This window comes from Streptomyces sp. NPDC055815, assembly GCF_053616475.1.
In genome coordinates, this window is sequence record NZ_JBSHDU010000015.1 from 91827 (window position 1) to 105519 (window position 13693).

Sequence of the window (13693 nt, forward strand, 5' to 3'; positions counted from 1 at the left end):
GCGGTACAGGCACCCCGACGGTTCGGCACGAGGACCCCCCCAGTGCGAGAGCACTTCGAGTCCCCTTCCACGTGTCGAATCACAAGCGAGGTCATCCACATGGCAGTCACGTTCAACCACACCATCATCGCTTCCAAGAACCGCGACGAGTCCGCGCGCTTCTTCCGCGAGTTGCTGGAAGTCCCCGAGGCGCCGTCCTGGGGTCCCTTCCTCAACATCCAGCTCTCCGACGGGGTCCTGCTCCAGTTCGCGGAACCCCCGGTGGACATCCAGATGCAGCACTACGCCTTCCTGGTCGACGACGAGCTCTTCGACCGGGCGTACCAGCGCCTCTGTGAGCGAGACATCGAGCACTGGGCCGATCCGCAGATGAAGCGCCCGGGCGAGACCAACACGGACCACGGCGGCCGTGGGGTCTATTTCAAGGACCCCTCCGGGCACGCGATCGAGCTGATCACCCAGCCGTACCTGTAGGACGGAACCGTGGGTATGCCTCCGACGACGTCGGAGGCACACCCACGGGCCGGCCATCACCCCGCCTCAGGCGAGGAACTCCCCGTCGCGGGCCACCACCACACCGCCGTGGACGACCATGTCACGGCGCGGCATGTCGACGACGACCTGCGGCAGGCACTCGCCGCGCACCAGGACGAAGTCGGCCGGGGCGCCGGGCCGGAAGTCGGCGTGGGCGAGACCCATGACGTCCGCGCCGCCGTGGGTCGCGACCCGGTAGCACTCGTTGAGCTCGTCGTCGAGGCGTACGTCCGTCACCCACCCCAGGATGTGCGCGCGGTGCAGCATGTCCGCGTCGCCGAACGGGCTCCAGGAGTCGCGCACACCGTCCGAGCCGAGCCCGACCCGTACGCCGTGCTCGCGCAGCCGGGCGATCGGCAGCACCAGGGAGTCGGACGGCGCGACCGTCGTGAGCGCGATGTCCTGCTCGCCCAAGTCGCTTGCGATGGAACCGAGTTCACTGTCCGTCAGGCCCGGCAGGCAGAAGACGTGGCTGACGGTGACCTTGCCGGCGAGGGACAGGGCGCGGGTGCGCTCGACGATGCCGCGCATCGCCCGCATGCCCTTCTCGCCGCGGTCGTGCAGGTGGATGTCCACGCCGACGCCGTGCCGGTCAGCGATGCCGAACACGACGTCGAGCTGCTCGTCGAGGGCCTGGTCGAAGCCGATCGGGTCGATGCCGCCGATCATGTCGATCAGACCCTCCCGCGCCGCCTTCTCCAGGAGCGCCGCCGTGCCCGGGGTGCGGATGACGCCGTGCTGGGGGAAGGCCACGATCTGGACGTCCAGGGCGTGGCGCAGCCGCTCGCGGGCCTCCGCGACGCCCTCGACCCCGGCCAGGCCGTAGGCGGGGGCCACGTCGGCGTGGGCCCGCATGCCGCGGGTGCCACGGGCGACGGCGTGGCTCATCAGGCCGTAGGCGCGCTCGCCGACCGGCCGGCGCTGGGCGCGGAACAGCTCCACGTCCTGCGCGACGTAGTCCGCGATGGCGGAGGCCGGCCGCCGGCTCACCCAGGAGCCGCCCCAGGTGGTCTTGTCGGGGTGGATGTGCGCGTCGACGAGGGACGGGAGCGCGATGCGGCCGCCTCCGTCGACGACCTTCGCACCGTGCGGCGCGGGTCCGTCCGAGATCCGGCCGTCGACGACCACGAGATCCGTGGGCTTCGCGGCGCCGAACGGGCGCACGTCGCGGAACACCACCGTCCTGGAACGGTGGCCGGCCCGGTCGGCCGTCGCCGCCTGCGCCCGGCCGGCGGTCGCCGCCTGGGCGGGGGCCGCGGTGGCGGCCGCCGTGGCCGTGGCGCCGGCGAGTGCCGCGGCACCGGCGAGCATCGTGCGGCGGGAGACGGCGCCTGGGGTGGACGGGGACGACTGCATGGGGGCTCCTTCGGTGGGGTGGGGGTGGTCGTGCGTGCGACGGGGCGGGGAGGGGCGGGGCTAGGCAGGGCGCGCCCGCGCCGGGGTGGTCAGACGGGGATGCCCGCACGCACCACGCCGACCGGCTGCTTCAGGAGCGTCACGTCGTTCAGCGGGTCGCCGGCCACCAGGATCGCGTCGCCCGCGAAGCCGCGGGCGAGGCGGCCCACCGTGCGCTCCACGCCGAGCAGCCGCGCCGCGCCCGTCGTCGCGGTGCGGATCGCGTCGAGCGCCGGCAGGCCGGCCGCGCGCATCAGCTCCACCTCGCGGCCGATCGGCCGCACGGTGCCGCCGGACGAGTCGGTGCCCGCGGCGAGCGGGACGCCGAGTTCGTGCGCGGCGAGGACGGCCCGCTGCAGGACCGGCAGGTAGGTGCGGCCGCGTTCGGCGAGGACCGGGTTCGTGGACTCGACGAGGCCCGCGATGGCCGTGAGCGTCGGGGTGAAGTACGTACCCCTGCGGCGCATCTCGACCAGCGTGCGCTCGCCGACGAACGCGCCGTGCTCCAGCGAGCGGATGCCGGCCGTGACGGCGTCGTGGCAGCCCCGCTCGCTGTAGCTGTGGCAGAGCACGCCCTTCCCGCGCCTCCGGGCGGCGCTGACGACCTCGGCGAGCTGCTCGTACGAGTACACCTGGGCCAGCGGATCCTGTTCCGGCAGCCCGGCGCGCTCGTTGACGCGGGTCTTGATGACGTCGGCGCCGCGGGAGAGGTTCACCTCGACGACGCGCCGCAGCGCCTCGGCCGATCGCACCCCCTCCTTGAGGCGCGCGAGCGGCGTGAGGTCCGGGTCGGCGAGGACGGTGTCGCCGAGGTCCGGGGTGACGAACACGCCGGCGGCCGTCAGGCGGGGTGCGAGATCCGGGCTGTGCCGGGCGAGTTCGCGGACGGCGATGTCCTGGTAGAAGGTGGTCGATCCGCTGCGCGCGCTGGTCGCGCCCTTGCGCACGGCGTCGCGCGCCTCGGCGGCGGTGCTGAGGTGGATGTGCGCGTCCACGAGACCGGGCAGCACCCAGTGGCCGTCCGCGTCGAGGGCGGTGATGCCCTGCGGCACGGTGACGGTGCCCTCGCGGCCCGCCGCGCGCACGGTTCCGCGCTCGATCACCACGACGGCGTTCTCGGTGACCTCGCCGGTGGCGGGGTCCAGGAGGGTGCCTCCCCCGATCACCAGATCGCCCCCGCCCGGAGTCCGGTCGCCGCGGGCCGTGCCGGCCGTCGAGGACGCCGCGGCCGCCGCCGTCCCGGACGCGGCCACCGTGCCGGCGAGCGCGGCCGCACCGGCGAGGACGCCACGGCGGGTCAGTGAGCGGGAGGGCGGCGGGGTGGCTTCGAGGCACATGGAAGCTCCTGGGGGAGGGGGCCAACCGACCCCCGTTTTGTATACCAAGTGGCGAGGCGTGGACAAGGGTGGAGATCGGTAACCTGGCGAGAGCTGGAAAGATTCCGTGCCTCCCCTGTTCTCTGGTCGTCAGTTTGGTATACGAATATCTCGGAACGGTTCCTCCGGACCGTCCCGGCCCCGGGATATTCGCGTGCGCCGCCCTCCGCCCCGGTGGTGGAATCGCCGCATGCGACGAGCGCCATCCATGACCGTCGACCGCGGGCAGTTCGCCGACGCGGTCACCCCCTGGGAGGAAGAGGCCTGGCGGGCCGACGCCCTCGGCTGGTCGGAGCGCGAGCTCGCCCGGCACGGCCTGGAGGAGACCGGGCCCCGCGAGGTCCGGGTGCGGCCCTGGTCGATCCTCGTGCGCCTCCGGGTCGGCGCCGGAGAGCGCGAGGCCGTGTGGTTCAAGGCGAGCGCCCCCGACGCCGCCTTCGAGGCCGCCCTCGGCGGCGCGCTCGCCGCCTGGGTGCCCGAGCACGTCGTGACGCCGTTCGCGGTCGACGCCGCCCGGGGCTGGTCGCTGCTGCCCGACGGCGGCCCCCTCTTCCGGAACGTCCTCGACGCCGGCGGCGCCGGGCCGGAGTCCTGGGCCGAGGCGCTCGGCCAGTACGCGCGGATGCAGCGGGCCCTGACCCCGTACACGGACCGGATGACCGCCCTCGGCGTGCCCGGCGGCCGCACCGCCCAGCTGCCGGACATCTTCGACGGCCTCGTCGAGGGCAACGCCACCCTGACCCAGGACGACCGCCGCGCGCTCCGGGAGCAGCGCCCCCGCCTCCTCGACTGGTGCGCCGAGCTCGACGCGTACGGGATCCCGGACTCGCTCGACCACTGCGACCTGCACGACGCCCAGCTCCTCGCCCCCGCCGCCGGCCGCTTCACCTTCTTCGACTGGGGCGACGCCAATGTCGCCCACCCGTTCGCGAGCCTGCTCGTCCCCGCCCGCGCCGTCCGCGAGCGCCACGGGCCCGAACACGTACACCCGCTGCGCGACGCCTATCTGGAGCCCTGGACCGACCTGGGGCCCTCCCTCCCGGAGCTGCGCCGCGCCGCGGCGCTCGCCACCCGGCTCGCCGCGCTCGGCCGGGCGGTCTCCTGGTTCCGTCTCTTCCCCGGGACGCCCGGCGAGGGCTGCGCCGAGGCGAGCGCCCACTGGGTGAACGAACTCTTCGCCGCATCCACGGTGTTCTGAGCGGGGGCCCCGGACGGGGTGACGCGATGCGCGGGACTCGGCCGTCGTTCCGTCGAGTTCGGCCGCGCCTGTGGTACTGCCTTACGGAGACATCGTGTTGTCTGTCCCGTAATGCCGTGAAAGGTGCCGCCTGTGTTGCCGGAAGACCAGAGGCCGGAGGACCCGAGGCCTGAGGGCCGTCGAGCGGGCGCCGAACGGGCCGGCGGGGAGGGGCCGCCGGTGACGGCGGACCTGTCCGGCCGCCCCGAGCACCCTCACCGCGCCCGCACCGACCGCATCGTGTTCGGTGTCACCGCCGTCCTCACCGTGGCCTTCGTCGTCTGGGGCGCCACGGCCACCGACAGCCTGGAGGACGCCTCCAGCACCCTGCTCGACGGGCTGATCCGCAACGGCGGCTGGGCGTTCATGCTCGCCGCGTCCGGCTTCGTCGTCTTCGCGCTCTGGCTCGCCGTCAGCCGCTACGGCCGGATCACCCTCGGCCAGGAGAACGAGCCCCCCGAGTTCCGTACCGTCTCCTGGATCGCCATGATGTTCAGCGCCGGCATGGGCATCGGCCTGATGTTCTACGGCGTGAGCGAACCCCTCGCCCACTACGGGACCCCGCCGCCCGGCACCCATCCCGTCGACTCGGCCGAGCGGATGCAGACCGCCATGGCCACCACGCTCTTCCACTGGACGCTCCACCCGTGGGCGATCTACGCCGTCGTCGGACTCGCCATCGCGTACTCGACGTTCCGCCGCCGGCGCCGCCAGACCATCAGCGCCGTCTTCGTCCCGCTGATGGGCGAGCGGCGGGCGTACGGAGGACCCGGCCGCTTCATCGACATCCTGGCGATCTTCGCCACCCTCTTCGGCTCCGCCGCCTCCCTGGGCCTCGGCGCGCTCCAGATCGGCAGCGGCTTCGAGGAGCTCGGCTGGATGGAGAAGACCGGCACCGGCCTGCTCGTCGCCATCATCGCCGTCCTCACCGTGGCCTTCGTCCTGTCCGCCGTCTCCGGGGTGGAGAAGGGCATCCAGTGGCTCTCCAACACCAACATGGTGCTGGCCGCGGTGCTCGCCGTCTTCGTCTTCGTGGCAGGACCCACCATCATCGTCCTCGACCTCCTGCCCACCTCCCTCGCCGCCTACGTCGGCGACCTGCCGCAGCTGGCCGGCCGCACCGAGGCGACCAGCGGCGGCAGGATCCACGACTGGCTCGGCAGTTGGACGGTCTTCTACTGGGCGTGGTGGATCTCCTGGACGCCCTTCGTCGGCATGTTCATCGCCCGCATCAGCCGGGGCCGGACCATCCGGCAGTTCGTCGGCGGAGTCATCCTGGTCCCCAGCACCGTCAGCCTCGTCTGGTTCGCCGTCTTCGGCGGCACGGCGATGAAGCTCCGCGAGCAGGGCGCGCTGGCGGGGGAGACCACGCCCGAGGGGCAACTCTTCGGCGTCCTGCAGGAGTTCCCGGCCGCCGGAGCCATGAGCCTGCTCGTGATGGTCCTCGTCGGCATCTTCTTCGTCTCGGGCGCGGACGCCGCCTCGATCGTCATGGGCACGCTCTCGCAGCGCGGCGCCTTCGAGCCGACCCGTCCCGTGGTGGTGTTCTGGGGTGTGCTGACCGGCGCGGTCGCCGCGATCATGCTGCTCATCGGTGACGGGCAGGGCGACGCGCTCGCCGGTCTGCAGAACCTCACGATCCTGGTGGCGGCGCCGTTCGTGCTCGTGATGATCGGGATGTGCGTGGCGCTCATGCGGGACCTGCGCGAGGACCCGCTCATCGTCCGGGGCCAGAGGGGGGAGGAGGCCGTCGAACTCGCCGTGATCGCGGGCCACGAGAAGTACGACGGGGACTTCGAGCTGAGGATCGGACCCGGCTCGTCGGACACCGGTTCCTGACGACGTACTCGCCCTCCCGACGGCGTGCTCGCCCTCACCGACGACGTGCTCGCCTCCCGACGGCGTCACTCGTCGCTGGTGTGGCGGGAGCGGATCCACAGGGGCAGTGCGAACCAGCACACCAGGTACCAGGCGAGCACGCCGGCGACCAGCCAGGGCACGTACGCGTTGTGCGTGACCACCCGCAGGACGAGGAAGAGGGCCGACGTCAGGGTCGCCAGGAGCAGGATCAGACCGGCGAAGGTCAGGCGTGAGGCCCAGGTGACCGCCCGGGGTTTGACCCGGCGGCCCGCCACGATCCGGTGGAGGGAGACGGGGCCGATGAGCGCGCCCGTCGCCAGCGATCCGAGGACGATCGTGACGATGTAGGTCGTCTTGTCGGCCTGCTGGAGTCCCTGGAAGTGCGGGGTGAACGCCACCGTGAGGAGGAAGCCGAGAAGGATCTGCACGCCGGTCTGCGCGACCCGGATCTCCTGGATGAGCTCCTGCCAGCGCCGGTCGGCCCGCTCCTCCTCGGTCTCGTCCCGGCCGTGGCGCACTCCGCCCCGAGCCCCCTCCGGTGGCTTCCGGCCCTCCTCCATGAAGGTCTCCTTCCCGGGGAGCCCGTGGATCAGGCGCGGCCCGCGGCCTTCTGGCTGCGGCGGGACAGCGAGTCGACGACCACGGCGGCCAGCAGGACCGCTCCGGTGATCATGAACTGGACGGCGTTGCTGACGCCCATGATGTTCATGCCCGACTGGATGGAGCCGATCACCAGCGCGCCGAGCAGGGCGGACCAGACCGAACCCCGGCCGCCGAACAGGCTCGTGCCGCCGATGACGGCCGCGGCGATGACGTTCATCAGCAGGTTGCCGCCGCCGGAGGTCTGGCTCGCGGACTGGATCTGCCCGGCCAGGAAGATGCCGCCGACCGCCGCCATGAGCCCGGAGATCGAGAAGACGCTCATCCGGACGAACGGCACGCTGATGCCGGCGCGGCGGGCACCCTCGATGTTGCCGCCGACGGCGAAGATCCGCCGCCCGTACGTCGTACGGCGCAGCACGAAGTCCAGGACCACCAGCACGATCAGGAAGATGAGGAGGGCGAGCGGCAGCCCCTGGTACTGGTTGAGGATGTACGCCGCGACGAACGCGATCGCCGCGATGACGACCGTACGGAGCACGATCTCGGCGACCGGGCGGAACGGCACCCGGGCGGCCTGGCGGCGTTTCGCGTCCAGGAGCGAGGACGCGAGGAAGAGCCCGACCCCCACGGCCGCGGTCACATAGGCCGTGGCGGGGCTGTGGAAGATCGTCGAGTAGAGCTCGGAGACGATGCTCTCGCTCGGGATGTTGACCGTGCCGCTGGTGCCCAGGACCTGGAGCATCAGACCGTTCCAGAAGAGGTTGCCCGCGAGGGTGACCACGAACGCCGGCACACCGACCTTCGCGAAGAAGAAGCCGTGGATGAGTCCGACGGCCGCTCCGCCCGCGAGCGCGACGAGCAGCGCCAGCCATTCGTTCATGCCGTTCAGGACGTTGAGCACGGCGAAGATGGCGGCGCACAGGCCGCTGACGGAGCCGACGGAGAGGTCGATCTCGCCGAGCAGCAGGACGAAGACGATACCGACGGCGATCATGCCGGTGCCGACGATCTGCTGGCTGAGGTCGGAGAGGTTCTGGGCCGAGAGGAACGTGCTGTCGAGGCTGCCGAAGACCGTCCAGATGATGATCACGGCGACGACGACGGGCAGCGATCCCAGCTCTCCGCTGCGCAACTTGCGGCGGAACTCCCCGAGATACCCCTTCAGACCCTCCTCGCGGACGAGCAGCCGGGTGTCCACCGCGGGCATGGCCTCGGGTGCCGGTTCCTGGGTGGCACCGTCGCCGGGGGCGCGGTCCCGTTTCATCGCCCCTCCTCCTCGCGCTTGCGGGCCTGGCGGCGGGTGACGGCGCTGTCGGTGGCCCCGGTGATGGCGGAGATGATCTCCTCGGTGGTCGTGGCGCGCTTGTCGAAGAAGCCGTTGTTCCGGCCGAGGCGCATGACGGCGATCCGGTCGGCGACCGCCATCACGTCCACCATGTTGTGGCTGATGAGAATCGTGCCGAGCCCGTGCCCGCGGAGCCGCTCGACCAGGTCGAGGACCTCGGCGGTCTGCTCCACGCCCAGGGCCGCGGTGGGCTCGTCCAGGATGACGACCTTCGGGTCGCCGATCAGGGAGCGGGCGATTGCGACGGTCTGGCGCTGGCCGCCGGAGAGGGAGGCTACGGGGATCCGGACACTGGGGATCCGGATGGAGAGCGTGTTGAGCAGTTCGCGTGAGCGCTGCTCCATCCGGACCTCGTCCAGGACGCCGAAGCGTCGCAGTTCGCGGCCGAGGAAGAGGTTCCCGACCACGTCCAGGTTGTCGCACAGGGCGAGGTCCTGGTAGACGGTGGCGATGCCGAGGTTCTGGGCGTCGTGGGGCCGGTTGATGGACACCGCCCGGCCCTGCCACTCGATGGTGCCTTCGTCGGGCGGGTTCACCCCGGCGATCGACTTGACGGCGGTGGACTTGCCGGCGCCGTTGTCGCCGACGAGGGCGACGACCTCGCCGGCGTGGACCTCGAGGTCGAAGTCCTTCAACGCCTGGACCGCGCCGAACCGTTTGGAGATCCCCCGCAGGGTGAGCACGGGTGGCTCCGGCAACGGAACCGCCTCCTCCGCTCGCGCGAACCGATCCGCGGCTCTTGGCTGCCCGCGGCTATTCGAGACCGGCGTCCTTGCAGGCCGCCGCATAGGTCGGAGTGCAGATCTCCTGGACCGTGTAGAGCCCGTCCTTGACGACGGTGTCCTTGATGTTGTCCTTGTTCACCACGACCGGGTTGAGCAGCTGGGCCGCGACCTTGTGGTCGCTGCCGCTGGTGACGGTGGTGGGAACCAGGTCGGAACCGAGCTTCTTGCCCTCGGCCAGGTTGACGGCCATCGTGGCGGCGATGTCGGCCTCCGGCTTGTAGGGCTTCTCGACCGTGAAGGTCTGAGTGCCCACCAGGATCCGCTGGATCGCGTCGAGTTGGGCGTCCTGTCCGCTCAGGGGCACGTTCATGCCGGCCGCCTTGAGGGCGGTCGCGATACCGGCGGCCAGTCCGTCGTTGGCCGAGTAGACACCGACGATCTTGTCCTTGCCGAGGGAGCTGATGGCGCCGGACATCTGCTGGTTGGCGTTGTTCGGGTCCCAGTTGGGAGTGTCGTACTCCTTGCCGATCTTCACCTTGCCGTCCAGGACGGAGTGCGCTCCGGCCTTGAACTGGGCCGCGTTCGGGTCCGTGGGAGAACCGTTGTGCATCACGATCTCGCCGCTCTTGGCCTTGTCGCCGAGTGCGGCGAGGAGCGCCTTGCCCTGCAGCTCGCCGACCTTGTGGTTGTCGTACGAGACGTAGGCGTCGACGGGGCCCTGCGCGAGGCGGTCGTACGCGACGACCTTCACGCCCGCGTCATGGGCCTTCTGGACGGAGGACTGGATGGACTTGGCGTCCACGGCATCGAGGATGAGGACCTTGTCGCCCTTGGCGAGCGCGGTGTTGACCTGCTGCTGCTGGGTCGTGGCGCTCTCCGCGGCGTTGTAGTAGTCGATCTGCGCGTCGGGTGCCAGTTCCTTGATCTTCTGCTCGATGTAGGGCCGGTCGAACTTCTCGTACCGGGTGGTCTTGCTCTCCGGAAGCAGCAGCCCGATCTTGACGTCCCCCTGCTTCTCGCTCCCCGCGCCCAGGGCCGACGCGCTCGTCGCCACCACTCCCAGGGAGAGGGCCGCGGCTCCGGCCAGCGCGATCGCGCTCCGCAATGTACGGGTCATGGGAGGCTCCTTTCGTACGCCCCCTCTCCCTCACCTCGTGAGCGCGGGAACGAGGATGTACATATGGCCTATATATCGACATTAGCCGCAACCTGAGGACCGGCAAGCGGGTGGTCGGTCACTCCCTGTGACGTCGCGACGCCGTGGCGTACGGTCGGCGCATGTCGTCGGCATCCCGCCATGGAACACGAGGCTGGCCTGTCATCGCCCGAAGTGGGACGATTTGTACGAAGCGACAACGGGCCCGTGCCGGCGCTCAGGCTTCCGTCGAGGCCTCCGTCGAACCGAAGAAGGCGACATGCCTGCCATCACCGAAACCATCGACATCTCCCGCAAGCCCGCCGAGGTCTTCTCCTACGTGACCGATCCGACGCATCTGCCCGAGTGGCAGGAGAGCGCGGTCTCGGTGCGCAAGCTCGGCGACACCCCCCTCGCGGTCGGCTCCAAGGTCGCCGTCACACGGCGGCTCGGCAAGCGGGAGTTCACCACGACCATGCAGATCATCGAGTTGGAGCCGCCGAGGCACTGGCACGTGCACGGCATCGACGGCCCCGTACGCGGTGACGTCCAGGGCACCATCGAACCGCTGGACGACGGCGAGCGCTCCCGCCTGACGCTCTCCCTCGACTTCGAGGGGCACGGCATCGGCAAGGCCCTCGTCCCCCTCGTCGTCCGCCCGCACGTGAAGAAGGAGATGCCGAGAGACGAAATGACCCTCAAGGGCATCCTGGAGAGCGGCGTGACCGGCTGACGCGGGCCGGCGCACATCAGTCCGTGGAGACCGGCCGCTCGAAGAAGGTCTCCAGGGACACCGTCGCCTGCGTGCCGCTCACGCCCTCGATCGCGTACAACCGGCGCAGCACGTCCTGGAGTCGGACCGTGGTCGTGGTCCGCACCTTCACCAGGACCGAGGCGCTGCCGGCGATGACGTGCGCCTCCTGGATCTCGGGGATCGCGGCGAACGCCGCCGCCGAATCCCCGATCCAGGCGGACGAGTCGACCATGACGAACGCGAGCACGTCCTGCCCGAGCGCCGAGGGATCGACGTCCACCGTCGTACGGCGGATGACACCGCGCTCCCGCAGCTTCCGCACCCGCTCGTGCGCCGCACCGGCCGACAGACCGACCGCCTTGCCCAGCACCGTGTACGCCTGTGTCGCGTCGCGCTGGAGCTCGGCGAGCAGTGCCCGGTCGATGGTGTCCAGAGTCCCGTCCGTCGTTCCCATGCCGGAAACATACGTCAGTAGTGATTCCTCATCGCCGTGCGCACCTCGGTCAGCGTCTCGTCCGCCACGGCCCGGGCCCGCTCGTTGCCCTCGCGCAGGATCCCGCGGAGGTACGCGCGGTCGCGTGCGTACTCCGCACGGCGGGCCCGGATCGGCGCCAGGTACTCGTTGACCGACTCCGTCACCGTCCGCTTCAGCGCGGCGGCCCCGGCGGAGCCGATGCCGGCCGCGACCTCCTCGGGCGTACGGCCCTGACAGAGCGCGGCGAGCAGCAGGAGCGAGGCCACCTCGGGGCGGCCGACGGGGTCGTAGGAGATGTGACGCTCGGAGTCGGTCTTCGCGCCCTTGATCAGCCGGGCGGTCTCGTCGGCGCCGGCGGCCAGGGCGATGGCGTTGCCGCGGCTCTTGCTCATCTTGGTGCCGTCCGTGCCGAGCAGCAGCGGCGCCTCGGAGAGCAGGGCGTCGGGCTCGGGGAAGACGGGGGTGCCGTTCCCGTAACGGTCGTTGAACCGGCGGGCGACGGTCCGGGTGATCTCCAGGTGCGGCAGCTGGTCCTGGCCGACGGGCACGAGATTGGCCTTGCAGAAGAGGATGTCGGCGGCCTGGTGCACGGGATAGGTGAACATCAGGCCGCTGACGGCGGACTGCCGGGAGTGGGCGATCTCGTCCTTGACGGTGGGGTTGCGGTTCAGCTCGGCCACGGACACCAGGCTGAGGAAGGGCAGCAGCAGCTGGTTCAGGGCGGGCACGGCGCTGTGGGTGAAGACCGTGCTGCGCTCGGGGTCGACGCCGATGGCGAGGTGGTCCAGGACCAGCTCCTCGACGTGCTCGGTGAGATGGTCCGCCACGTCGCGGTCCGTCAGGACCTGGTAGTCCGCGATGATCACGAACAGTTCCACCCCGAGGTTCTGGAGCCGCACCCGGTTGTGCAGGGTGCCGAAGTAGTGCCCCAGGTGCAGCCGTCCGGTGGGACGGTCACCCGTCAGGACGCGGAAGCGCCCCGGGGCTTCGAGGATCTGCTGTTCGAGCACCGCGCTGCGCGTCCGCGCGGCAGCCGTCCCGAGCGCGTCGACGGATGAGGCGGTGGAGGCGGCGGTGGAGGCGGCGGTGGGGGCGAGGGTGGTCATGGGGTTCTCCTGGTCCGGGTCGGTGGTGCCGTCGGGACGACAGGACCCATGAGCCAGGAAACGCAAAAGGGCCGTTCGTCCGAACGGCCCGGTCGTGCGCGAGGGGTGGCCGCTCCTAGGAGGAGCGCCACCAGCTGAGGCACGACGACAGATGCATGGGGCCCAGCATAGCGCCCGATCGCACGGAGAGCCCAGAGGAAAACCCTGTGACCGAACACCACGATCCCTGCTACGTTTCCGGAGGCCGTGCGAGAGAACAAGGAGGTGGTACCCGTGAACGCAGTATCGACATGGGTGCTCCCCTCCGGGGTCACGGTCGGGCGATAGGTCGTCGTCCGGGAGCGCCGTTCTCCGAGCACTCCCGAAAGGCACGACCGTGCACTTCACTTCCGAACAGCGCCTCGACGACGGCGTCATCGAGCGCGCCTTCACCCTCGGCGAGATCCCCGGCATCCTGTGGACGCCCCCATCCGCCCCCGAACCGGCCCCGCTGATCCTGATCTGCCCCCCGCCGCTCGGACTGGACACGATGTACCCCCGGCTCGCGGGCCGGGCCCGGTACTACGCGACGGAGCACGGCTTCGCCGTGGCCACCATCGAGCTCCCCGGGAGCGGCGACCGGCCCCGCTGGGAGGCCGCCGAGCAGGCCCGCGCCGAGCTGCGCCGGACCATGGAGGCCGGCGAGCCCGTCGGCGAGGAGCTCGTCGACGCCCTCGTCCTCCCGCTCGTCGAGCGGTCGGTCCCCGAATGGCGGACCGCCCTGGACGCCCTCCTGGCGCTGCCCGGGATCGGCGGCCCGGTCGGGTACGAGGGGGGAATCATCTCCATCGGCGTCCGCCTCGCGGTGGTCGAGCCGCGCATCGCGGCCGCCGGCTTCTTCGCCGGGAGCCTCGTGCCCGCCGCCATCGTCGAGGACGCCCGCCGGGTCACCATCCCGCTGCACGTCCTGCTGCAGTGGGACGACGAAGGCAACGACCGGCAGGCGTCCCTGGACCTGTTCGACGCCTTCGGCTCCGAGGAGAAGACACTGCACGCCAACATGGGCGGGCACACCGGCGTCCCGCGGTTCGAACTCGAGGCCGGGGCCCGGTTCTTCGCCCGGCACCTGAAGTAGCACCGGACCCGCCGGACTGCCGCCGTCGAGGAGA

13 protein-coding genes are annotated in these 13693 nt (G+C 71.1%); 5 read left to right on the top strand and 8 right to left on the bottom strand.

Annotated features, from left to right (window positions below; translation table 11 throughout):
- Window positions 1-99 precede the first annotated feature (99 nt).
- Window positions 100-474 carry a VOC family protein gene (locus ACWGN5_RS13005; RefSeq protein ID WP_453514121.1) on the top strand — a complete coding sequence of 125 codons (375 nt, stop codon included), beginning with the start codon at window positions 100-102 and terminating at the stop codon, window positions 472-474.
- 66 nt (window positions 475-540) lie between these two features.
- On the opposite strand, the gene ACWGN5_RS13010 is transcribed toward ACWGN5_RS13005, so the two are convergent.
- On the bottom strand, window positions 541-1890 hold the full coding sequence (locus ACWGN5_RS13010; RefSeq protein ID WP_453514124.1) for an amidohydrolase family protein: 1350 nt from the start codon (window positions 1888-1890) through the stop codon (window positions 541-543).
- Window positions 1891-1979: 89 nt separating this feature from the next.
- Window positions 1980-3266, bottom strand: coding sequence for an amidohydrolase family protein (locus ACWGN5_RS13015; protein ID WP_453514127.1), 1287 nt, complete (start codon window positions 3264-3266; stop codon window positions 1980-1982).
- 247 nt (window positions 3267-3513) lie between these two features.
- On the opposite strand from ACWGN5_RS13015, the gene ACWGN5_RS13020 reads away from it, so the two are divergent.
- Both ACWGN5_RS13020 and ACWGN5_RS13025 read left to right on the top strand, forming a co-directional pair.
- On the top strand, window positions 3514-4503 hold the full coding sequence (locus tag ACWGN5_RS13020; protein ID WP_453514129.1) for an aminoglycoside phosphotransferase family protein: 990 nt from the start codon (window positions 3514-3516) through the stop codon (window positions 4501-4503).
- A 219-nt stretch (window positions 4504-4722) separates the two neighbouring features.
- Window positions 4723-6381 (top strand): BCCT family transporter, encoded by a 1659-nt coding sequence (locus tag ACWGN5_RS13025; RefSeq protein WP_453514132.1) that lies wholly within the window; start codon window positions 4723-4725, stop codon window positions 6379-6381.
- Window positions 6382-6446: 65 nt separating this feature from the next.
- Here ACWGN5_RS13025 and ACWGN5_RS13030 read toward each other — a convergent pair whose 3' ends face one another.
- Genes ACWGN5_RS13030 through ACWGN5_RS13045 form a run of 4 tightly spaced genes read right to left on the bottom strand, consistent with a single transcriptional unit; the run spans window position 6447 to window position 10192 of the window.
- The gene (locus ACWGN5_RS13030; protein ID WP_453514134.1) at window positions 6447-6962 is read right to left on the bottom strand and encodes a DUF6328 family protein; all 516 of its coding nucleotides are present in this window, start codon (window positions 6960-6962) and stop codon (window positions 6447-6449) included.
- Between the two features lie 29 nt (window positions 6963-6991).
- The gene (locus ACWGN5_RS13035) at window positions 6992-8269 is read right to left on the bottom strand and encodes a sugar ABC transporter permease (RefSeq protein WP_453514136.1); all 1278 of its coding nucleotides are present in this window, start codon (window positions 8267-8269) and stop codon (window positions 6992-6994) included.
- Window positions 8266-9048, bottom strand: a complete 783-nt coding sequence (locus tag ACWGN5_RS13040; RefSeq protein WP_453514138.1) for an ATP-binding cassette domain-containing protein — start codon at window positions 9046-9048, stop codon at window positions 8266-8268. The genes ACWGN5_RS13035 and ACWGN5_RS13040 overlap by 4 nt, the downstream gene beginning before the upstream one ends.
- 55 nt (window positions 9049-9103) lie before the next feature.
- Window positions 9104-10192: a substrate-binding domain-containing protein gene (locus ACWGN5_RS13045; RefSeq protein ID WP_453514140.1), complete on the bottom strand. Its 1089-nt coding sequence runs from the start codon at window positions 10190-10192 to the stop codon at window positions 9104-9106.
- A gap of 298 nt (window positions 10193-10490) precedes the next feature.
- On the opposite strand from ACWGN5_RS13045, the gene ACWGN5_RS13050 reads away from it, so the two are divergent.
- Entirely contained in the window at window positions 10491-10943 is a 453-nt protein-coding gene (locus ACWGN5_RS13050) for an SRPBCC family protein (protein WP_453514142.1), read from the top strand.
- A 16-nt stretch (window positions 10944-10959) separates the two neighbouring features.
- Here ACWGN5_RS13050 and ACWGN5_RS13055 read toward each other — a convergent pair whose 3' ends face one another.
- Both ACWGN5_RS13055 and trpS read right to left on the bottom strand, forming a co-directional pair.
- The gene (locus ACWGN5_RS13055) at window positions 10960-11397 is read right to left on the bottom strand and encodes an Lrp/AsnC family transcriptional regulator (protein WP_453514198.1); all 438 of its coding nucleotides are present in this window, start codon (window positions 11395-11397) and stop codon (window positions 10960-10962) included.
- 35 nt (window positions 11398-11432) lie between these two features.
- Window positions 11433-12545: a tryptophan--tRNA ligase gene (trpS, locus tag ACWGN5_RS13060; RefSeq protein WP_453514144.1), complete on the bottom strand. Its 1113-nt coding sequence runs from the start codon at window positions 12543-12545 to the stop codon at window positions 11433-11435.
- A gap of 376 nt (window positions 12546-12921) precedes the next feature.
- On the opposite strand from trpS, the gene ACWGN5_RS13065 reads away from it, so the two are divergent.
- Window positions 12922-13659, top strand: a complete 738-nt coding sequence (locus ACWGN5_RS13065) for an alpha/beta hydrolase (protein WP_453514147.1) — start codon at window positions 12922-12924, stop codon at window positions 13657-13659.
- The last annotated feature ends 34 nt before the right edge of the window (window positions 13660-13693 follow it).